This window comes from Njordella aestuarii (genome assembly GCF_056494165.1).
Genome location: NZ_CM151397.1, coordinates 6,545,101 through 6,566,063, shown reverse-complemented (window position 1 = coordinate 6,566,063; position 20,963 = coordinate 6,545,101). Strand labels below are relative to the sequence as shown.

15 protein-coding genes are annotated in these 20,963 nt (G+C 51.3%); 7 read left to right on the top strand and 8 right to left on the bottom strand.

The window, feature by feature from the left end; translation table 11 throughout:
• Positions 1-354: 354 nt before the first annotated feature.
• The 4 genes from SH451x_RS25615 to SH451x_RS25600 form a co-directional block, all read right to left on the bottom strand.
• A complete protein-coding gene (locus SH451x_RS25615; RefSeq protein WP_479360174.1) occupies positions 355-1,563 on the bottom strand; it encodes an exonuclease/endonuclease/phosphatase family protein in 1,209 nt (402 codons plus the stop codon).
• Positions 1,564-1,796: 233 nt separating this feature from the next.
• On the bottom strand, positions 1,797-3,770 hold the full coding sequence (mutL, locus tag SH451x_RS25610) for a DNA mismatch repair endonuclease MutL (RefSeq protein ID WP_479360172.1): 1,974 nt from the start codon (positions 3,768-3,770) through the stop codon (positions 1,797-1,799).
• Between the two features lie 184 nt (positions 3,771-3,954).
• Complete coding sequence (locus SH451x_RS25605) at positions 3,955-4,362, bottom strand: thioredoxin family protein (protein WP_479360171.1); 408 nt, start codon at positions 4,360-4,362, stop codon at positions 3,955-3,957.
• Between the two features lie 164 nt (positions 4,363-4,526).
• Positions 4,527-4,955 carry a DoxX family protein gene (locus SH451x_RS25600; protein ID WP_479360169.1) on the bottom strand — a complete coding sequence of 143 codons (429 nt, stop codon included), beginning with the start codon at positions 4,953-4,955 and terminating at the stop codon, positions 4,527-4,529.
• 707 nt (positions 4,956-5,662) lie between these two features.
• Here SH451x_RS25600 and SH451x_RS25595 point away from each other — a divergent pair.
• The 4 genes from SH451x_RS25595 to SH451x_RS25580 are packed head-to-tail and all read left to right on the top strand — an operon-like array spanning position 5,663 to position 11,902.
• Positions 5,663-6,352, top strand: a complete 690-nt coding sequence (locus SH451x_RS25595; RefSeq protein WP_479360168.1) for a PEP-CTERM sorting domain-containing protein — start codon at positions 5,663-5,665, stop codon at positions 6,350-6,352.
• 29 nt (positions 6,353-6,381) lie between these two features.
• Complete coding sequence (locus tag SH451x_RS25590; protein WP_479360167.1) at positions 6,382-7,383, top strand: DUF1559 domain-containing protein; 1,002 nt, start codon at positions 6,382-6,384, stop codon at positions 7,381-7,383.
• Positions 7,355-8,149 carry a hypothetical protein gene (locus tag SH451x_RS25585; RefSeq protein WP_479360166.1) on the top strand — a complete coding sequence of 265 codons (795 nt, stop codon included), beginning with the start codon at positions 7,355-7,357 and terminating at the stop codon, positions 8,147-8,149. The genes SH451x_RS25590 and SH451x_RS25585 overlap by 29 nt, the downstream gene beginning before the upstream one ends.
• A 42-nt stretch (positions 8,150-8,191) precedes the next feature.
• Positions 8,192-11,902 carry a beta strand repeat-containing protein gene (locus tag SH451x_RS25580; RefSeq protein WP_479360165.1) on the top strand — a complete coding sequence of 1,237 codons (3,711 nt, stop codon included), beginning with the start codon at positions 8,192-8,194 and terminating at the stop codon, positions 11,900-11,902.
• Between the two features lie 36 nt (positions 11,903-11,938).
• Here the strand turns inward: SH451x_RS25580 and SH451x_RS25575 are convergent, their stop codons facing one another.
• A complete protein-coding gene (locus SH451x_RS25575) occupies positions 11,939-13,486 on the bottom strand; it encodes a sigma-54-dependent transcriptional regulator (protein WP_479360163.1) in 1,548 nt (515 codons plus the stop codon).
• A 365-nt stretch (positions 13,487-13,851) separates the two neighbouring features.
• Between SH451x_RS25575 and SH451x_RS25570 the strand changes: the two genes are divergently transcribed.
• Together SH451x_RS25570 and SH451x_RS25565 are read left to right on the top strand one after the other, a co-directional pair.
• Positions 13,852-14,661, top strand: a complete 810-nt coding sequence (locus SH451x_RS25570) for an MBL fold metallo-hydrolase (protein WP_479360162.1) — start codon at positions 13,852-13,854, stop codon at positions 14,659-14,661.
• 219 nt (positions 14,662-14,880) lie between these two features.
• Positions 14,881-15,819 (top strand): ThuA domain-containing protein, encoded by a 939-nt coding sequence (locus tag SH451x_RS25565; protein ID WP_479360161.1) that lies wholly within the window; start codon positions 14,881-14,883, stop codon positions 15,817-15,819.
• A gap of 150 nt (positions 15,820-15,969) precedes the next feature.
• On the opposite strand, the gene SH451x_RS25560 is transcribed toward SH451x_RS25565, so the two are convergent.
• From SH451x_RS25560 to SH451x_RS25550, 3 genes are all read right to left on the bottom strand, one after another.
• Entirely contained in the window at positions 15,970-16,539 is a 570-nt protein-coding gene (locus SH451x_RS25560) for a hypothetical protein (RefSeq protein WP_479360160.1), read from the bottom strand.
• 65 nt (positions 16,540-16,604) lie between these two features.
• The gene (gene floA / locus SH451x_RS25555) at positions 16,605-17,642 is read right to left on the bottom strand and encodes a flotillin-like protein FloA (RefSeq protein ID WP_479360159.1); all 1,038 of its coding nucleotides are present in this window, start codon (positions 17,640-17,642) and stop codon (positions 16,605-16,607) included.
• A gap of 118 nt (positions 17,643-17,760) precedes the next feature.
• A complete protein-coding gene (locus tag SH451x_RS25550) occupies positions 17,761-19,011 on the bottom strand; it encodes an NAD(P)/FAD-dependent oxidoreductase (RefSeq protein WP_479360158.1) in 1,251 nt (416 codons plus the stop codon).
• A gap of 407 nt (positions 19,012-19,418) precedes the next feature.
• Between SH451x_RS25550 and rho the strand changes: the two genes are divergently transcribed.
• Complete coding sequence (rho, locus tag SH451x_RS25545) at positions 19,419-20,963, top strand: transcription termination factor Rho (protein ID WP_479360157.1); 1,545 nt, start codon at positions 19,419-19,421, stop codon at positions 20,961-20,963.

The following is a 20,963-nucleotide window of genomic DNA, read 5'->3' as shown; positions in this document are numbered from 1 at the left end:
TGGTTTCGATGACGGTACGCTATTTTTCACGAATCATCGAACATTGGGCGTTAAGGCGACCGGATTCCATCCTAATAGTCGGCGAATGATTTGTTGGACACGGGACACCAACAGCCGACAACTCCTAACAGCGATGATAACTAGGCTAGGCCGATAAACCAAGCAAAGCAGCGAATTGAGCCGAGAAAATTATAAGTCCGCGCACCGCAGACTCCACTTCAACGCCAGTTCTCTAACCATACGGCTCGACGAAGCTCCATTTGAACGCCGTTTCTGAGTCGTTCGCTGGCAATTCAGTGAATTGGCAATGACTACGCACAGCGTTCGAAAAAGAGCCGAATCGTGGGTGAGCAACTACTGCGCAACGCCCTCTATCGTATAGAAGTCGGCCCAGACGGGAGAATGTACACTGATCGCCGCAGCTTGTTGAGGAGTCAAATTGTATCGACGGTAAATCTGGATCGTGCCAGAACTACCGCTGAATTCGTCTTGCGAAAGCGGTGGGAGAAGGATGCGAGAGCTAGCCGCTGGAACCGAGAAGTCTTGATTCTCGTCATTCGGCAATATCTTGAAGCTCCCTCCCAATATCGCGTTTAGCTGTTCGGTAGTAGAGCCGATTTGCCCCGCTAGTATTATGTCGTCTTCGTTTCGACCATCATCACGTATACTCTGAAGAATGCTAGGTAGATGCTCAACTTCTTGTACCGCCGCCGACGCAGTGAGCTTGAGGTTTACAAACGTAAAGGTAATCGCCTCATCTACAGAGACTTGTTTAGCTCGGAACCACCCGACTAGAGGCTCTATTGTGAGTACGTCATTTGGATCGTTGAGGGTATAGGTCTGATACCGGTCGACTTCCACCTTCTGCGTGTCGAAAACAAACGCCAAGCATTCCGTACGGCCAGTTCCAGTGCTCTTTGGTCCCACAACATACTCGTACTGCGCCCCATGCTGATTGAGCAGGCGGATTAGCGTCGGCAGAACTTCGCGATTGTCACCGCTAACTTCTTGCAGAGCAATACAACTGAACTCACCTATCAATTGCACAAGACGATCGGCTATCAGAGGATCACTCAGCTTTGCAAGATCTAGAAAGTTCGAATTAAAACTCCCCAAGCGAATCTTTGTTTGCTCCTGACCGTACGACGGTGCGACTGGTGCGAAAGCTGCAACCGGCAATCCCGTGCGGTTGACGGAAGCCTGTAGACTGCTGGATGGATTGCTTGCCCATCGATCCTGCTGCAAGATCAAGCCGTTGGAATTGCCTGACTGCGGAACCGGCGGTGCCGCCGTATTGGGATTTCCCGGAAAGTATCCACTTGAAGGAGGATCTGATGTTGCGCCTGAGGTCGAAGGGAAGCCGGTCGCGACATCGAATGGCTGCTGCATGCTCCAGCCGGATCGCAGAAGACCATCTTGGTTGCCCGTAACAACGGCACTACCAGTACGTGGGGAGATGGTGAGCTCGTCCAGCCCGTTGATTTTGAAGTACTGAAGAAAGCCGATCGCGGCCCCGCAAACCGTCGTTAAGGTTAATGCATTTCGACGATTCGGTAAAAACATGGCCGATCAATCCTCATAGAAGGAACCGTCCATGCAAACTCAATTTAATGTCGCTTCCAATGCTGACACCAATGCCTCATCGATGTTCATCGGGTTGCTAAAAGAGCCAGCTTGAGTAAGACGATACTCAAACGAAGAAATTTCGTCGGCGATCTTCCGGTCGTACTGACAATTACACTTACGAGTGCCGCCTCGCATTGAAAACGTGTCTCGACGTATCGCCTAGAAGACGACTAAGTCCGTTTGAACATCTTATCTAGTTCTTGCCGGCTGAAATGAAGAGCGGTGGGGCGACCGTGTGGGCAATGATGAGTGTCTTGATAAGCAAATCTCTGCTCCAGCAGCGCCGTTATCTCTTCGCCTGTCAGCCGATCCCCCGCTTTAATCGCAGCCTTACAAGCAATTAGGTGCAAAAGCGTGTCGACAAGATCGCGTGGTTCTAGCTTTGCCCCTTCGGACAAAAGTTTCTCTACAACTTGCCGCAGTATTTCAGATGGAGAAATATTAGCCAACATCGCAGGGTACGACGTTACTAGGACACAATCTCCTCCAAACGGTTCGACGCCAATCCCCAATTCCTCAAGTACATCCTTGTGTTCCAACGCCATCGCTGCCTCCGAAGCTGTCAATGTGACTGGCTCTGGAATTAGGAGTCGCTGCGTTTCCAGATTCTTCGACAACACCTTTTCACGAATCTGTTCATATAGAATTCGCTCGTGCAAGGCATGTTGATCGATGACAACCATGCCACGGTCGTCTTGAGTGATAAGGTATCGGTTGTGGACTTGATAACCCAAATATGATTGGGCGCTTGTTGGGTGCGCTGCATCCGAGCGATGAATTGAACCATTGAAGTCGGAACGGTCATTCTGATCAACATCGCCGCCAAGAGATTGCGTTGCTTGCCGAGCGAGATTCTCAAGGCCTCGAGCAGACGGGAAGGGCTGAAATTCTGGTATGCTTCGAAAGTCTTGTAGCGGTGCGAAGTTTTGCGATGCTCGAGATGAGCCCATCGCTTCTTCACCTCGCGCCCATTGTAAAAGCGACCGCTCATGTTCAGCAAAATTCGTGTTGGCAGTCGAATCGGCAAAAGGGGAAGGGCGTCGGTTTTCCAACGCGACCGCGTCTCCAGCGAAATTTTGATTGGAGTTCGCAATTCCAACTGCGGCGAACTCTGGCTCCTGTCTATCCGCTGGTTGTGAGACCCTCGCAGTCAAATCGGTACTCAAGAATTTGGAACGCAAGGTCTGCAGAAGTCGACGATAGATCGCGCCGCCATCCAAGAATCGAACTTCCGATTTAGTCGGGTGAACGTTCACATCGACCTGGTCTGCAGCGATATCGATATGCAAAAAGCAAACCGGAAATCGCCCTACCATCAGCAGACCACGATACGCTTCACCCAGGGCATGCTGCAGCGAACGATCACGGATGTAACGACCATTCAGAAACAAGTACTGCATGCGATTGTTACTGCGTGAAACGGAAGGGCTGGCAACGTATCCTCGCAAGCGAATTCCGGAATCTTCACTTTCAACAGCGATCAGGGAGTCGCTGACTTCGCTGCCAAAAAAGCTGTAAATGCGTTCTGACCAATTTGTAGTTGTCGGCAGCTCGTGCAACACTCGTGTGTTATTGCGAAGCGTCATCTGTACAGCAGGGTTGGCCAAAGCGATCCGCGTGAAAGCTTCAAGTGTGTGCCCCATTTCTGTCTGAGGACTTTTCAGAAACTTCTTGCGCACTGGTGTGTTATAAAAAAGATTGCGGATCTCCATCGTTGTACCAACCGGACAACCACATGGAGATGGGCCCTCGCGTTCTCCACCGCGAACCACGAGTTCGGCACCTTCGCTGTTTTCAGCCACTCGCGAGCGGATCGTTAGATGAGAAACTTCTGCGATCGAGGCTAAGGCTTCACCGCGGAACCCCAGCGTGCTTACACAAAACAAATCGTCAGCCGACTGAAGCTTGCTGGTAGCATGAGGACTAACGGCCAAATGCAGTTGGCTGGCGACGATGCCTTTGCCATTGTCCGCAATGCGTATAAGGTCAATTCCGCCACCGTCGATTACAACTTCGATCTGTGTTGCGCCCGCATCGATACTATTTTCGAGCAGTTCCTTGACGACGCTAGCGGGTCGCTCGATGACTTCACCAGCCGCGATTTTGTTGATTAAGCTGTCAGGAAGTTGCCGAATATCGCTCATGCGATTTATTACCTACGCCACAAAGAGTCAATTGCATTTCAGTCATCGAGTGGATCGAGCAGACCTGCATTGTAGCGGCAGGATGGCAAATCATCGAGGGACAAGTTTGCGATAGCAAAAGAAGTTGCTAACCACTCACGGCAAGTCGAAAACGGCGACAATGGCAAGCTTTCTAAGAAGGTCGCTACAGCTTGCTGGAAACCCATTTGCACAGGTCGTCATAATCGCGAGAACCCGTGGTCTGAGCGACAATTTTGCCGCGGTGAAATAAGACGAGCTTCGGAATTGGTCCAACATGATAATGCTGTGCCAAATCGGGATGCTTATCAATATCGACTTGAACGACGCGAACTTCGCCACCCGATTTTGAACGATATTCGTCAAGGACACTATCCATCGCTCTGCAAGGTCCACACCACTCGGCACCAAATTTCACAAGTACCGGCGCAACTTCATTGATAACACGGTCGTTGAACCAAACGTCATTTGGTGGCTGGAGCTCTTGTTTAGGCGAGACCGCAAACCCGACAACAACGAATGTAACGATTACAACAGCAAAGAATTTTTCAATATGCTGAAACAGTTGAGCCATTTCATTCACCAGGGTAGGGGTACGACATGCTTTTCAAATCGTAGCTCACGAAATTGGTTCTATCCAACCGTTCACATAGAAAAATCGTTGGAAGCGTTTGCAGAGGTAGCATTGATGGATGACTTCGCCCTAATGTCTCGGTAGATGCACAACGCCAACGCACGCTACGTGTCGGTCTTCGCAGCCAGTTTGTCTCCTGGCTTTTTTTGCCACAGGAAGTTATCGAGCGAAAAACTTCCAGCTCCGGTGTAAATGATCGCAGAGTAAACGGCGAGGTAGACAGCGGCGAGTTCTTTTTTCTGCCAAGGATCTTCGGCATGAACCAAGAACAGTGCCACAATCATCGTGAACGCCAGCGGTACCGCGGCTACTCGAGTCAATAATCCGATGATGAGCAGTGCCGAGCAAGCGACCTCGGCACCTAGCGCAGCGATGAGGCTGAGCCGGCTTCCCATCCCCAACGGGTCAGGAAAGTTTTGTGAAAGCTCAGCGAACTTAGTCAGTTTCGGCCATCCATGCCCAATCAACATGAACAACCCAATCGCCACTCTCAAAATCAATAGACCAATGCCTAAGAGTTTGTTATTTTCCATTGAGCTCTCTCTGTAGCTTCACAGAAGCATCGAATTGTTATAGTTTCAGTACTGAAATTGATGTTTGCGGCCGTTGCATCCTCTATCATCTTCGCAAAATCGTCCGCAATCGTCCTGTTAGTAGCTTCCCTTTTTCATTGATGTTTGCAAGTCAATAATCTCGTTGGCGCAGACTGCGAGGGGAGAATTGGGTTTCGCTGAAAACGAGAAAAACTTTCGGATTTTGTAACAAGTCATAGGCAGAGATTTCTTAGACGGCTTTGCATTTAGCTGGCCTTAAGTTCTCGCAGCACTTCATGTTAGTGAGCTCAAATCGTCGAATTTACGACATTAGTTTGTGTCATTTTTAGTGGACGATGGCGACTATTTGGGACAAAAGATTTTCGTAAAAAATTGGAAAAATGGCACCATTACGGCCACTGCTATTGTTTCTTTTCCATTTACGACACGCTACAACGACACGCTTCGGATGACCACACGCCTCGGCCCTGGCTGGCTTAAACTTGATATTGGCGCAGTGGTTTGCTAGCCGAATTTGTTGTGCAACTTTGTTTTGAACGCCTCAGCTTGATCGATTCTTGTTTAAACAGCCCTTACTGAATTCGATTGGTTGACCGATCGACATTGAGTGAAGTGTTGGGTTTTGGTGGTCATCTACAAATGGATGCACCGTGTTGATCGAGCATAATACTAGGGAAACCTGTCCAATGAAAATCCGCTACGCGCTTCAGTTTTCGGTCGCAATTCTGGCGATCGTGAATTTTTTCAACGCGGCCGACGCTGCCATCATCAGTGTCACGGATTCCTTGGGCAATCCAGATATTGAAATCGCAGCTGGCACTAGTTCGGTAGATGCGTACATACGTATTTCGGCAGAAGCGGGTGACGCCGGTACCGTTCAAGCCATCGTGCTTGGATTTTCAGTAGGAGATGGTGGAGAGATCTTGGGCGGAACAGATGTTGTCCCAGTAACGGCCGTTGATTTCGCCGCTCCGGGGTCAATCTTTGCAGGCCAGCCGCTGCTGATCAGTTTCGGTACACCGTTACCAAGCGCATCTGCCGTTCTGGGCAACGTTACGTTGAATGTTCCTAACACAAATGTTAACTATGCTTCGGATAGTCTTTTCGCGGTAGTTAGTCTGGACACATCCGGCTTGAATTTTGGTGATGGTCCGTTTGTGTTGTCTGCGAACGCCCTCGGTGTTACCGCTGTAACATTTGCAGCGGGAGGCGGATTGGCCGAAAATGTTAACCTGAATTTCGTGAACGGTTCGCTTAGTGTTACAGCAGTGCCAGAGCCTAGCACAATGATGTTCTTGAGCGCTTCAATGCTAGCGGGCTGGGGAATTCGGCGACGTCGCTCTCGCGTTCTGCAAAACGAACGTGATGGCGTGTAATAGGTGCGAGTTCGATGTGCCCGAACAAAATGCAACGCTTAGGTTTAACTGTTGTTGAGTTGCTTGTTGTAGTCGCCATCACCGGACTTTTGGCTTCGTTGGTACTCCCCGCCGTAAACAGCGCGAGGGAATCGGCACGTCGAACGGGTTGCCTTAGCCAGTTGCGTCAGGTGGGTTTAGCACTACTGGAATATGAAGAAACCTATCGAGTCTTTCCGCCGGGATTCGACGGTGGCCTTGACTTGAATTTGGATGACAAACGTTGGGGCTGGGGTGCAAAAATATTGCCCTACATCGACCAAAGACCTTTATTTGAACAACTGCGTCCCAATGAGTTGAGCTTGTTTAGCACTGTTTTCAATTCAAATCGTCGTAGGTTGCTACAAACGGAAATTGCACTTTATCATTGCCCGTCTGACAAATATATGCGGCTGGCTGATGTAAATCGAGATTTTAGTGGACCGGTTACGCCACCGACGAAGAGTTCCAAATTGTCATTGTCGTCAGTCCATCTGAATCACTTGGGTTTTCGTAGTGCGCCATCGAATTACGTTGGGAATTTTGGCGATTTTTGGAAGCCGCATTACGGAATCTGGACAGAGGAGGAATTAAAGGGAAATGGAGTCTTTGGCTGTCAGACATCGATAACTTGGTCGCAACTAACCGATGGATTGTCCAATACTCTCGCGATCGGAGAAAGAGATTCGACCCGGTATGCAGCTGTTTGGTGTGGTGTCGAAGCGTGGAATCAATGTACAACACAAGGTGTTTCGATGGTTGTGGGGTCGGCATTCTATTCAATCAACACGCCAGCGACTTCGTACGCTTACACATGCCAAGGTGGTGGTTCCACTGGGTTCGGTAGTCTACATGTTAATGGAGCGAACTTTGTATTTTGTGATGGCTCGACGCGATTCATAAGCGATTCTATTGAATCGATTACACCGGAGATCGGTAAGCCTTCTCTGGGTATCGGAACCTTTCAGCGGTTGGCTCGATACAATGACGGAGAAACAATTGTACGCCCCTAAGAACACTGTTGGAAGTTTTGTTCGTTGGTCTTTCTTGCTCGCGGGTCTTGCGTGGAGCGGATGCACCGAATCATTGGAGCATGAGCATGAACAAGGCGAGCACGGCGGGATAGTTTTTTCTGTCGGAGATGCACACTACCACGGCGAGGCTGTTTTTGCAGACGGCGAGTTTTCTTTGTACTTGCTCGATCAAGACCAGTTTCGCGTTATGGAGATCGAAGAGCAGTCTATCGAGTCTTTTATTCGCCCCTTCGGTGACGCAAAAGCTTTTCCTGTAGTGTTATCGCCTCAGAAACAATCAGGAGATTCTGAGGGGATGTCTTCACGATTCGTCGGCGAGCTACCTCCAGACTTGCCTTCCAAACCGCTTTACATCGTATTTCCGTCGATCCGTATTGGTGACAATCGCTATCGTTTTTCGTTCTCCACTACAGAACCAATCATGCCCTCCAAGGTAACAGATCAAGAAGAGCGAGATCTTTATCTGACGCCCGGTGGCGTCTATACGGAGGCGGACATTGCTGCGAACAATTCTCAGACTGCATCGCAGCGTTATGCTGGCTTTAAAGCATCTCACGATAATCAACCAAAACCAGGCACACAGATCTGTCCAATTTCGCTGACCGTAGCCAATCCAGCATGCAAGTGGACAATCAATGGTCAGGTATATACGTTCTGTTGCCCTCCCTGTATCGACGAATTCTTAAGGCAAGCAAAATCTGACCCGAGCTCAATCAGAGCAGCGGGTAGTTACGTCAAAGAATGATTTTTCCTCTCCGCTTTAACTCACGTTTCAGGGTTTTCTCTAATGACTTTTGTTTTCAACAACATGATTCCAGGAAAAGGCAGATCGAAACTGATGAGCACCGAAAAAGCTACAAAACGCAGGCGGCTTACATTGGAGCAATTGGAGCTACGACAACTGCTCGCGTTCGATAGCCTCGGAGTAATTCTAGATGGGTACTCTCCAGCGTCGGCGTTTGTTAGCAAATCCGAGCTGATAGGCGTAAAGCAATCGTCTCTCAAGGCAGCACCTGATGCATCACATCCTACAATCATCCAATTGTCATCCAAAGAAATAACTCTCGGCACTACCGTCGACTTCGAGTTGTTTGACAGCGTGTCGGCGCCATCACTTCCTAGCGGTTGGTCCTCAACAACAACAAACGCCAATAACTGGTTGACTTTTGCGTCGGGTAGCGACACAGCACCAAATCACGCATTTGTCAACAACATCAGCGCAATCAGCGACAACCGACTGACGTCTCCGTCTATTGCGGTATCAACCGACAACGGTCGACTTAGTTTTCGACACTTTTATTCAACAGAACCGACGTTTGATGGCGGCGTACTGGAAATTTCAATAAACGGCGGCGCGTTTACAGACATTATCTCGGCCGGAGGTACATTTGTTAGCAACGGATACGCCGGAGTTATCGATAATGGGTTCGGCAACCCGCTGGCTGGTCGAAATTCTTGGAACGGCAACTCCGGCGAATATCTAACCACGGTGGTTGACCTACCGCAAACTGCATACGGCCAGAATGCACAACTGCGGTGGCGTTTTGGGACGGACAGTTCCGTCGCGTCGATCGGCTGGAGAGTTGATACGATTCGGCTCAGCGATGTCCCTGACCCTCCAACAGATGACTTTGGCGACGCTCCCGCGCCGTATCCGGTGACTTTAGCTGAAAACGGCGCGCGGCATACTGTCGGGGCGTTGTTTTTGGGAGCAACGGTCGACGCGGAACCCGATGGAACTCGCAGTAGCTCGGCCACGTTTGACGGCGGCGATGATGGCGTTGCATTCGTATCGGGCATCGATCCAGGCCAAACCGAAACCGTACAAGTTACAGCCTCCCAAGCTGGCGGTGTGCTCAACGCATGGATCGACTGGAACTCCGATGGTGACTGGACGGATTCAGGTGAGCAGATCTTTACGAATCTGTCGTTGTCAGCCGGTGTTAATTCCTTGTCCGTGCTCGTCCCTGCTGGCGCGACGCTCGGTCAAAGTTTCGCTCGCTTTCGAATCAGCACAGCTACAGGCATCGGCATTACGGGAGCGGCGGCTGACGGAGAAGTCGAAGACTATGCGGTGAACATTGGCGTGAAACGATTTAATTGGGTGAATCGCGGACAAGCATCGGATCGTTTCGACTCAACCTTCGGCGTTAACGCTAGCTCGGCCAGAGGCGTGGTCGATGCAGTGTTTGCGTCATGGGAACGAGTGATTACGGATCTGAACCATGTATTCTTCGGCGGCCCCGGTGTAATCAATATAACAGTATCGATGGCAGCGTCTGGAACCGGCTTTGGCGCTTCGGCGGGCGCATCTTTCCAGAATGGCTATCCGACTTCAGGTAATGTGACTATCAGCCGCGGGAACGATACGACTGGGGACGGCCTAGGCGATGGAGCAGGCTTCTTCCTTGACCCAACGCCACTCGATTGGTCTGAATTCCTAGGAAGTCCTACTGGCGGAGCCTTCACTGTTTCGGCACATGCTGGCAGTGCTGCTGCTGGCATGTCCGATCTATTTACATTAGTGAATGCTGAAATCACGCATTCCATCGGCCTGTTTCTTGCTCCCGCTCGGATGAACAATCCAAACAATGGAAGTGTGACCAACACTGGCATCCCAGATCAATCAGAGGGCGGCGGGGTTGGCAACTATTGGGTATTCGACGGCCCGAGCGTCACACACCTAATGACCGGCAATAACGGCGGAGCTGGCGGCAATGATTTTGGACAAGTTGTCCATACGGCGGGTAGACCAGGTGCCGGCACAAATCAGCCAGTGGCATTCAACAGCGCTTTTCGCGGAGCTCGCAATCTTGTTGGAGCGGATGATCCAGGTAATGCGGTCTATAGCTTTGGCCAGCGAACACTCGTGAATGACGTGCTGGCCCTGGTCTTTAAAGACGCATATGACTATTCCATCACGCTGCCACAGACTTTCGGCACATCCTACGCATTCATGAATGAAGCTGACAGCGAGCTATTCATTCGCGGAGGCTTGAGCGGAAGTAACGATGCAATTGAAGTCTCACGCGATGGCAACGATATTGTCGTGTCAGTGGATATCGGAAACGATATCGCTGGCACTGGCCCTAATGGTGACGCATCGGATATTCCGGCTTTCGTCAGTCGATTTCCGGCGGCAGCAATCTCATCGATCATCATCGCTGCTAGCGACGGAAACGACACTATCTCGATCGAACCCCAGATCGGCATTCCGATTACGATTGACGGTGGAACGCATGGAGCTTCTGGCGATTCGCTGGCCTTGAATCTCGCGGGGGTAACTGGAGGAGTGCTAGTCGACAATGGCAATGGGACGGGAAGCTTCAGTTCTTCGTCGCACGCTCAAATGACTTGGTCTAACATCGAAGTGCTTTCTAACGTAACCGCAGCAATCGTGTCCAGTCATTTGTTGTTCTATAACAATTCCAATTTTGACGGGAACAATGCCGCGGCGAATGCTGCAGATGATGGAGCGATATCCGACAAGGTTCCATTGCTGCCAGGAGCCTCAGCAAACTTCACGAACTATAGTGGCTACAGCCGTGGAATTAATGGCATCATTTTTGACGTGACAGGCCTTGCGAATACTCCGACAATCCAAGATCTAGAATTTTCTATTAGCAACCTAGCTGCAAATCCAGTCTTTACTCCAGCACCTGCCCCCGTAAGTATCACAAGACGCATTGGTGCTGGTGTCGGCGGAGCCGACCGCATTACAGTCATTTGGGGAAATAATCTGATCAAGAACCAATGGCTTCGAGTGCGTCTACTTGCAACTCTGAACACTGGATCAGCGACGGGTCCTAACACCTTTTACTTTGGTAACCAGATCGGCGAGACAGGAAACATCGTCGGCAACACTTCCGTCAACGGCTTGGATTCCCAAGGCATCATCAACAATCCAACCGGCTTTGTTCAGACTGGCATAACAAACCGTTACGACTTAAACCGAGACCGTTCGGTGAATGGACTCGATGCTCAAATTGTCGTAAACAACTCCACGGGCTTTGCGTCGTTGCCACTCTTCACTGCGCCACTCGAAACCGTTCCCAGCTCCATAAGCCCAACGCAAAATTTGAAGCCTGTTACATCACAATTGATTGGAGTTCCCGCTTCGCCAGTATTGACAAATGATCTTAAGAAATCGGCAATCCTGACGGATCCGGTGTTGATTACGCCAGAAACAGTCAATCAGAACGTAACCGGATTCTTTCCCTCAGGCCCCTCTCCCTATGATCTAAACAATGACGGGCGAGTTGACGCGCGAGATGTAGCAATCGCGGTCAACAATCAGGCTATCGCTCGAAATGCTGCGGCAACGGCTACACCTATCGCTCCTGTTATAACCGCTCCATCAAGGCCGGTTCCGCGATGGACAGAGGCTCAGCGCGAAACAGTCCGAGCACAACGACGGTTAGCGCACCAAAGAATCCTTCAGGCCGCAAGGTTGGCTGCTCGAGTCGATACCGCCATATCAAGCTTCATCGCTTCATAGCTGAAAGAAAAAAGCTAAGCACCATTTACGAGGACTTCACTCATCCGCGGCGGCTTCAGGTTGGCCGCCGTCGTCTTGCTTGTACTTATCCAGCTTTCGATATAAGGTCCTAGCGCCGATACCCAGCACCTTGGCGGCTTCTTCGCGGTTTCCGGCCGTCAATTGCAGCGTCCCTTCGATTGCCCAACGTTCGATGTCGTCCATCGTCTTGCCAATCAAGTCCGGTATGCCGCCGAATCCTTGGCCACCTGACAAGATCAGTCCTGGATCCGCGGCGATCGGCGTCGTTTCGTTTGGCTGACCTTCTACTCCGGCCCCTTGACTATCGTTTCCACTAGCAAGCGTCGCCGAATCAGCTAACTCAGGTGGCAAATCATCGACATCCAGCTTGCCGTCGTGATCCAAAACAACCATTGTTTCCACAAAGTTTCGAAGTTGGCGAATATTGCCTGGCCAATCGTACGCATAAAACTCGCGCGTAACCGTTGGTGCGAATGTCGCCGCTGGCTTGTTGTGCCGACGTAAAAACATTTTACGAAAGTGGTCCATCAAGGGAATAATATCTTCACGACGCTGCCGCAACGTCGGCAGTTGGACGGTCACGACTTTCAACCGGTAATACAGGTCGAGCCGAAAGGATCCGTCTTCAATCATCTGCTCGAGAGGTCGATTTGTAGCTGAAAGCAAACGCACGTTGACCTTGATTGGTTTGTTGTCACCAACGCGGGTAATCGTGCCTTCCTCGAGCACACGCAGAAGTTTAATCTGCGTGCTCATCGGCATGTCGCCGACTTCGTCCAAGAACAAGGTCCCGCCATCGGCGTATTGAAATGCGCCTTCACGATCTGAAACGGCGTCAGTAAAGGAGCCTCGCACGTGGCCGAACAGCTCGCTTTCGACCAGTGTTTCGCTAACCGCTCGGACATTCAGCGCGACCAAGCGTTTGGCTTTCCGAGGGCTGTTTTGGTGAATTGCGCGTGCCACAACCTCTTTGCCAGTACCACTTTCTCCGGTAATCAACACCGTGGCATCGGTCGGTGCAATTCGTCGAAGCCGATCGATCATGTTGTGCATGAGAGGGCTTGAGTAGATGATCCCCTCAAATCCAAACCGCTCGTCCAACCGACGCCGCAATTCAACATTCGTCTGCTTCAAAGAAATTGCTTCAGCTGCCTTCGCAGTAATTGCGCGCAGTCGATTCGGCGTGATCGGCTTTTCTAAAAAGTTGAATGCGCCCGTCTGCATCGCTTCCACAGCTTTCGTAACTGTCGCGTGTCCGGTCACCATTACGACTTCGCACTCTGGCAGCATCTGCTTGGCCAGGGCGAGAATCTGCATCCCGTCCACTTCGTTCATCACCATATCGGTGATAACAATGTCAAACGTGTTCTGTTCGATTTGCTTGCGGCCCTCTGGTCCACTGATTGCCAATGTGCAACGGTAGCCAACCTTTTCAAGCGATTCGTTCATCGCTCTGGCGTGCGCGGCATCATTGTCAACGATCAGAACCGAGAACTTGGCCGGATCAAAATCGGAAGTGCTGGCGGAGAAGTTAGTCGAAGGGTTGGATGCAGGATCTTCCATCTCGTCACTATTTTCAAAGTTTCATACAATCGTGCGGGTTAAGCTGCACGTCTCGAATAGATGCGGTTCGATCGAGAGCGGCTCGACAAAGGATTGTCCCAAATGTGGAACCCGCCACTAGTCACGTATTCCAACCGCATATTGCTGCCTTGGGAAAGCCATTAGCAATGGCGATCAAACACTATCTTTCGCATCAATGTTCAGCAAATGATCTTAGGCAAATTTCGCCGCGATGTAAGTCGCGTCGCCCCGTGAAATACAAAGTCGACTGACACAGGGACGTAAACAACGATAGACTACAGCCAACTTCTCAATGCGAATAAGGCGGATGTGTTTAAGCAAGGAAATGGATTAGGAACGGACGTTTGAATCAACCAGTTTTAGCTGCGAACCAGGAGCCATACTTGGTTTTTTTGGGAACAGGGACAAGCGTCGGCGTCCCGGTGCTTGGATGCAATTGCGAAGTTTGCCAAGGTGGTAAACCGCGAAACCAGCGTACCCGCAGTTCGGTATTGTTCCAACTTCCAACCGGAAATTTGCTCGTCGATACTTCGCCAGAATTGCGGCTTCAGCTGCTTTCGCAAGGAATCAAATGTGTAGATTCCGTCCTTTTCACGCACGAACACGCCGACCACCTGCACGGCTTGGATGATTTGCGTCTTTTCCCCTTCCTTTTAGGCCATCCCGTTCCACTTTATTGCGAAGAGCACGTCGAACAGCGAATTCGACGCATCTTTGACTATGCATTTTCGCAACATGCCGCGACGCATCCTGGCAGCACTCCGCAACTCGAGATTCGGCGTATCGATTCGCAGCCCTTTACAGCACTTGGTCAGACCGTTCAGCCAATCCGGCTCAAGCATGGTCCTCGCTTTGACGTCCTTGGTTTTCGCATTGGTTCGATAGCCTACTGCACGGACCTTACGGAAATTTATCCCGAAAGTTTGCCGCTTTTACGAGATCTTGACGTGTTGATCTTGGGAGCTCTGCGGATGTCTTCGCACCCGACCCATCTCTCCGTGCCTGAAGCGATTGAATTGGTAAATCAGCTAAAGCCAAAAATGACATACCTGACACACACGTCGCACGAGTTGGATTTCGATGCAATGCAGGAAATTTTGCCGCCGCACGTCCAAATGGCCTATGACGGCTTGCGTCTACCGTTCCGTCTTTAGGACGCGGAAAGCTTGCAGAAATAAGCCTGTATACCTTCCAACAGAGCAGACAGACTGGCAAAAAGCTCTCGAAGCTCTTTCTGATGTGCCAACTCGCAGAAGTGAACTCAAGCAATTAGAATTGAGGCTTGCTAACGCAGTTGTGGTATCCTTTCCGTGTTACAAACTGATTTACAAAGTTACTAACCCGCCCCTGAATTCGCAGTAGAGATCATAAACATGAATGACTGGCAACTTAACCGTCGCAGCCTCCTAGCTACAGGCTCGATGACGCTCGCTTCCGCACTTGCGTTGGGAAAAATCGGACTAGGCCAAAATCCCTCCAAGGAACTCACTTTGGAAACACTCACAGGCAAGAAGATTCTGTTCTTCACCAAGAGCGCTGGCTTTGAACACGACGTAGTACGCCGACAGAATGGTGCTCCTGCGTTTGCCGAACGCATCATGACACAACTTGCCAAGAAGTACGGCTTTGAAGTAACTATCAGCAAAGATGGTGGCGTGTTCGATTCCGAATATGAAAATTTCGACTGCTACTTTTTTTACACGACAGGCGACCTAACCACCAAGAACGCCCGAAACTTGGCCGCTGAGCCCGCGATGACGGCAAAGGGCAAAGAGAATCTTCTAAACGCTATCGCCGGCGGCAAAGGTTTCGTTGGTTCTCACTGTGCAACGGATACTTTCCATACATCAGGTGGCAATTGGGAAAATCAAAGCGAACCTGATCCTTATATTCAAATGATTGGGGGCGAGTTTTCGGGCCATGGACGTCAGCAAGAGTCCACCATGAAAGTGACTGGTGTCAATTTCCCCGGCGTCGAGATTGCCGGCTCGGGCTTTTCCATGAACGAGGAATGGTACTCCATGCGTAACTTTGCTTCGGACATGCATGTGATCTTGCTGCAAGAAACCGAGGGCATGTCGGACTTTGACTACAAACGTCCTCCGTACCCTGCAACATGGGCTCGCCGCCACAGCCAAGGCCGCGTCTTCTATACATCGATGGGACATCGTGAAGACGTATGGACCAACCCAACTTTCGAATCCATTTTGATGGGCGGTTTGGCGTGGGCTAGTGGAGCTATCGACTTCGATGTTACGCCGAATTTGGAAAGCGTTGCTCCTGAAGCAAGTAAGCTACCGAAGCGCTCCTAAGCCTCGTAACGCTATCGCATAGCGCAAGAATTGCGAGCCAACTTTTTTGTTCACACCCGCAGATTTGCCGTTTGTGGGTAGTTTGGCTCACCAAGCTCCAACCGTGCATCAGACGTCTCAAGAGATTTGATGCGATCGCTGGAGCCCGCGCTAGAATTTTCGCTTGAAGATCTCGGACGCAATAAATGCTGTTCTAGCGAACTCTGGATTTCTGAGAGCTTCTACCAAGTTCGCTACCTCTGGCACCGAAACCGGTCGCGGATCGCTGACCGATTGGGGGTCTTCAGGTCGCGGCGAGCGTGTTGCGAAAGTTTGCGGAGACTTGTCGCGCAAGCTGCCTAGTTTGTGGTCAAAGACGTCGTGCATGTGCGAATCCATGCGTTCGTCGGCCAAGGAAGGCGATTCGGCCATATGCGGACGCTGTTCCAAGCGTTTGACAGGCTTTCGGACCTCCTCAGGCACCATTTGACGTTGTGGAGTCTGAGCGTTTCGTCTCGTCGGTACTGGCCGCGCTTCGGGTGGACGCGACTGTGGGGGGGGTGGTGGGGAATACGATTGCGGCGGGTTTGTCTGCCTGGGCGAATCGAAGGGGTGTGACGGGCGAAGTGGCGCGACAGGCAAAGGTGTGGCGGGCGGCGGTGCAGGGGGAGCTACGTTTTGAGCTCGCTGCTGACGCCGCTGGGCGGCTCGTTTGAGAAAGTCGTCTAAGTTATCTGCCATTGGAAATCCTTTTGGGTCGATCTTGCCATGCTCCAGCCGCGCGATGCTTCAGAGCAATCGTGATGCTAGGCTACAGGGCGTGTCGTTGTTTGGCGAGCATTCGGATTGGTACCTGCAATCGACTGCCGCATTTCGGTATCTGCGATAATGTTCCGCAAACGGTAGTAATCCTCAATGCGCAACGTTTTGTTTTGGAAAGCCGCGACGAACGCACGAGGAACTTCCGCTTCTGCTTCAACGACTGCAGCACGACTTTCTTCAATGCGAGCGATCATTTCTTGTTCGGCCGCAACAGCTTCGGCGCGTTTCTTTTCCGCTCGGGCGCGTGCGACGCGCGTATCCGCTTCCGCCTTGTCGGCTTGAATCCGTGCACCAATGTTTTCACCCACGTCGATGTCTGCGATATCGATAGAGACGATCTCGAAGGCCGTTTGATCGTCCAGGCGAGATGCAAGTACTGTTTTGGAGATCATGTCTGGATTCTCCAGCACGTCTTTGTGCGCGGCGGAACCAATCGCCGACACGATCCCTTGCCCAACACGCGCGACGATCGTTTCTTCCGTAGCACCACCGATCAAGCGATGCAAGTTAGCTCGTACAGTAACACGCGCTTTAACACGCAGTTGAATCCCATCCTTTGCAATCGCATCCAGGGTCGAATTCTTGGACCCCTTAGGAGGGCAATCGATTACCTTTGGATATACACTCGTTTGCACTGCGTCCAGGACATCGCGTCCCGCCAGATCGATCGCCGCAGCTTCGACAAAGGACAACGCAATCTGCTTGCTCTTTCGAGCGGCGATCAGAGCTCGCACAACTTGGGGGACATTTCCTCGTGCCAAGTAATGAGCTTCCAACGCCTTCGTAGTCATCTCAGGGTCATCCAGACCAGCTTGCACTGCCGTAATTTTACTTCGCACGAGCGTATCAGCATCAACGCGGCGAAACTTCATTCCAATCAGATCCAAAATCGACACATTTGCCCGCGTCAGCCGTGCACGGACCCACAACCACAGGATTTGCCAGAGCATGGCGACAACGACGAGAAAGAACCCGAAAACGATGATCGCAATAACGATCGCTAACAACGCAGCAGGTTGCATAACTAAATACTTTTCTCAAACAGGGTGCTTAACTTTGCAGGGACCAGCCAATACCGATTGTCGAAACGGCTAGTTCTCACTCGAGCGTCGATTATAGCTTGATTTGACACTTCAGGGGTCAATGAATCAGCGAATTCGCAACCCGCAGTCCGCTTTCTATCGCGCCTTCGATGCTGCCCGTACGAGTGTAGTCCCCTGCCAACCAGACGCCTGATTGCTGTTGATTGTACCGGATTGCTGACGGAGACTGGTCGGGAAGCGAGTGGGGAATAGAGTAGGCTCGCAGAAACCGCCAACTAGCAATCTGCCCGGGAAACCATTCTTCGAGCTGCGCCTGCACGCGCTGGCGAAGGGCTTCCATCGATTCATTCCGATTGACTATGCAACTGACACTTATGAGATGTTTGCCTGGCGGTGCATACGACGGCTGAGCGTTCGACAAGACAACGACCGAATTGATAGGCGAGTCGGGTTGGTCGCCGTTCAGCATCAAGACGGCTTCGTTGTTTGGCGTCTTGTCGGCCGCGTAGTAGAAACAGACGGATGACTTAAACGGTTCAGGCTGTTCGATGTTCAAAAGTCGAGCCATCGACGTGGCTTCCGTTGCCAGAACGACGCTCCTCCCGCCGAGCTTCTGCCCACAATCAAGGGTCACAGAGTCAGGCGTGACTTCACAGGCGGTAGAATTACACTGGATCACGTCGGGAGCCAGATCTTGGGCTATCTGGAGCGGAATCGCCCGCATGCCATCCGCTGGTAACGAAGCGCTACCAACTGAAAACATGCGAAACAGGTAGCGGAACATGCTGGCCGATGTTTGCAGTGAACGGTCCAAAAAAATTCCGCCGAAAAATGGACGGAAGAATCGATCGATCATGCGATTCGAAAAACCATACTTCTGCAAGTAATCGTTCATCGTCTCGCCTCGATGGTGCAGCAGCAAAAGCTCGGGCGGCGATTTGACGACATCTGCTCGCAGCCACCCAACAAGCGCCTTGTCACGCAAGCTCCCGACCGACGAAAATGCAGTCGAAAGTAGCTGAGCTGGGTTTCGCCATGGATCGCTAACGCGCTCGAATCGACCATTGATCCGCACCAATGCGCCGTTGCTAAACAAACCCAACTGTAAGCGTGACAAGTCAATCTCGGTTGAGGCCGTTGGATACGAGGTCAGAAAGACCTGAAATCCTCGATCCAATAAATAGCCTTCGACTGTATCGGTCTGAATGCGACCGCCGACTTCTTCTTGGGCTTCGATCACGCAGACTCGTTTTCTAGCTCGCTGGAGGCGTCTGGCAGCCGTTAATCCAGCAAGCCCGGCACCCACAATAATTACGTCGTAGAGGGCGGGTTTTTCTACTTTATTCATGGGCAATCAATTGATTCGAGTTGCTGGAGGGCACGCTGTCGGTCTATGATAGTCGAGTCGCAAGACTTGCAATTCCTTGAGTTTTGATCGTTTGGACGAGTCCCGTTTCGGTCGAACCCACGGAACGGCTCAACGAAGCCAATTTTCCGGCTTCCTGTCACCGCTGACAATTGTAAAGTTGCCGCAACGTCTCATTTTCCCGATCCTTGCCCGCCTCCTCTTCAATCCAGTCGACTCTTTCTGCCGAATTTTGTGAATTCAAATTTGGATGGATTGGCTCATTGGACTGCACTTGCAACGCATTACGTGCTAGCGTACCAAACTCACGTGTTGTCTTGCGAAGAATACTTTTCCCCCTCCGACCTTTGCACAGACGACTACGCCCTCATCTCGTCTAAATAATTATCATGAACTCCAGTTCATCCAATTCCGACCCAGCTCACCAACCTGGACGTGAGCCCCATTTTCGTGCTCGCGCGAGTCGTTCTAGCGATGGCCCGTTGTCGAACTTGACGCCCAAGGAGAACGCTTCGGTCCAGCGACGCATCCGCGAGCTGAACTCGGACCGCAATCCAGCTTCGCTGGCGGAGCAAATCGCGCGCGAAAAATCGCCCGCGCCACGCGCCCCAGACTCAGCAGCTCCAGCCGACAAGATCGATCCAGAAGTCAATGGTGCAGCGCGTCCTAACCACAAACTGCTCGAACTGCAGCGGCTGAGCATTGATCAGCTCAAGGCATTGCGCGACGAATTACAGCTCGACATCAGCCCTGATGCAACCAAGCAGCAGATTGTTTTCGCCATTATTCGAGATCAAGTCCGCCGCGATGGCCTGATGTTTGGTGAAGGCACTTTGGAGATCCTGCCGGATGGCTTCGGATTCCTTCGCAGTCCTCACACTCAGTATCTGTCGTGCCCCGACGATATTTACGTTTCGCCATCGCAAATCCGTCGCTTCAATCTTGAAACCGGAATTACTGTTTCAGGGCAGATTCGACCGCCCAAAGAAAACGAGCGATACTTTGCGCTCCTCCGAGTGGAAGCGATCAATCATGAAGATCCAAATCTGCGTCGCAATCGCAAACCGTTCGAGTCGCTAACACCACTTCATCCAGTACAACGCATTTCGCTTGAGACAGAGCCCTCTGTGCTCGACACGCGCGTGATCGATTTGATCTGCCCTATTGGTTTTGGCCAACGTGGTCTGATCGTATCGCCACCACGAGCCGGCAAGACGCTACTGATGCAAAAACTGGCCCGTGCGGTGCTTAAGAATTATCCAGATGCTTATGTCATGATGCTCCTGGTCGATGAACGGCCTGAAGAAGTGACTGATATGCAGCGCGAAGTGCGCGGGCCTAACTGCGAGGTGGTATCGAGTACATTCGATGAACCAGCTTCACGTCATGTGCAAGTCGCTACAATGGTCATGGAAAAAGCCAAACGGTTGGTTGAGCATGGGGTGGATGTAGTTGTTTTCCTTGATTCGATAACGCGCTTAGCCCGGGCTTTCAATAGTGAATGTCCTCCAGGTGGCAAACTGCTGAGCGGTGGCGTGGACGCGACGGCTCTGCAAAGACCAAAGTCGTTCTTCGGTTATGCTCGCAAGGTCGAAGAAGGTGGCTCGCTTACAATCATCGCCACAGCCTTGGTCGACACCGGTAGTCGCATGGATGAAGTCATCTTTGAAGAATTCAAAGGGACCGGCAACATGGAAATCGTTTTGGATCGACGTTTGGTCGACAAACGTATTTGGCCGGCGATCAACATTAACTGCAGTGGGACTCGTCGGGAAGAAATGCTGTTCACGCCAGAAGAGATGCGACGCGTCAACTTGCTGCGGCGTAGCCTGGGCCAAGTCGCGGAGGACCAGGCGATGGACATGCTCACCAACCGCCTCGCAAAAACTGCCAGCAATGCCGAATTCCTGTTGAGCCTGAAAGAAATTGAATAA

What these genes read in the sequence shown, in the direction of transcription:
- mutL (WP_479360172.1), bottom strand. Translation starts at nt 3,770, where the DNA reads ATGAGCGATATTCGGCAACTTCCTGACAGCTTAATCAACAAAATCGCG.
- rho (WP_479360157.1), top strand. Translation starts at nt 19,419, where the DNA reads ATGAACTCCAGTTCATCCAATTCCGACCCAGCTCACCAACCTGGACGT.
- SH451x_RS25590 (WP_479360167.1), top strand. Translation starts at nt 6,382, where the DNA reads ATGCAACGCTTAGGTTTAACTGTTGTTGAGTTGCTTGTTGTAGTCGCC.
- SH451x_RS25580 (WP_479360165.1), top strand. Translation starts at nt 8,192, where the DNA reads ATGACTTTTGTTTTCAACAACATGATTCCAGGAAAAGGCAGATCGAAA.
- floA (WP_479360159.1), bottom strand. Translation starts at nt 17,642, where the DNA reads ATGCAACCTGCTGCGTTGTTAGCGATCGTTATTGCGATCATCGTTTTC.
- SH451x_RS25550 (WP_479360158.1), bottom strand. Translation starts at nt 19,011, where the DNA reads ATGAATAAAGTAGAAAAACCCGCCCTCTACGACGTAATTATTGTGGGT.
- SH451x_RS25565 (WP_479360161.1), top strand. Translation starts at nt 14,881, where the DNA reads ATGAATGACTGGCAACTTAACCGTCGCAGCCTCCTAGCTACAGGCTCG.
- SH451x_RS25560 (WP_479360160.1), bottom strand. Translation starts at nt 16,539, where the DNA reads ATGGCAGATAACTTAGACGACTTTCTCAAACGAGCCGCCCAGCGGCGT.
- SH451x_RS25585 (WP_479360166.1), top strand. Translation starts at nt 7,355, where the DNA reads ATGACGGAGAAACAATTGTACGCCCCTAAGAACACTGTTGGAAGTTTT.
- SH451x_RS25605 (WP_479360171.1), bottom strand. Translation starts at nt 4,362, where the DNA reads ATGGCTCAACTGTTTCAGCATATTGAAAAATTCTTTGCTGTTGTAATC.
- SH451x_RS25615 (WP_479360174.1), bottom strand. Translation starts at nt 1,563, where the DNA reads ATGTTTTTACCGAATCGTCGAAATGCATTAACCTTAACGACGGTTTGC.
- SH451x_RS25600 (WP_479360169.1), bottom strand. Translation starts at nt 4,955, where the DNA reads ATGGAAAATAACAAACTCTTAGGCATTGGTCTATTGATTTTGAGAGTG.
- SH451x_RS25595 (WP_479360168.1), top strand. Translation starts at nt 5,663, where the DNA reads ATGAAAATCCGCTACGCGCTTCAGTTTTCGGTCGCAATTCTGGCGATC.
- SH451x_RS25575 (WP_479360163.1), bottom strand. Translation starts at nt 13,486, where the DNA reads ATGGAAGATCCTGCATCCAACCCTTCGACTAACTTCTCCGCCAGCACT.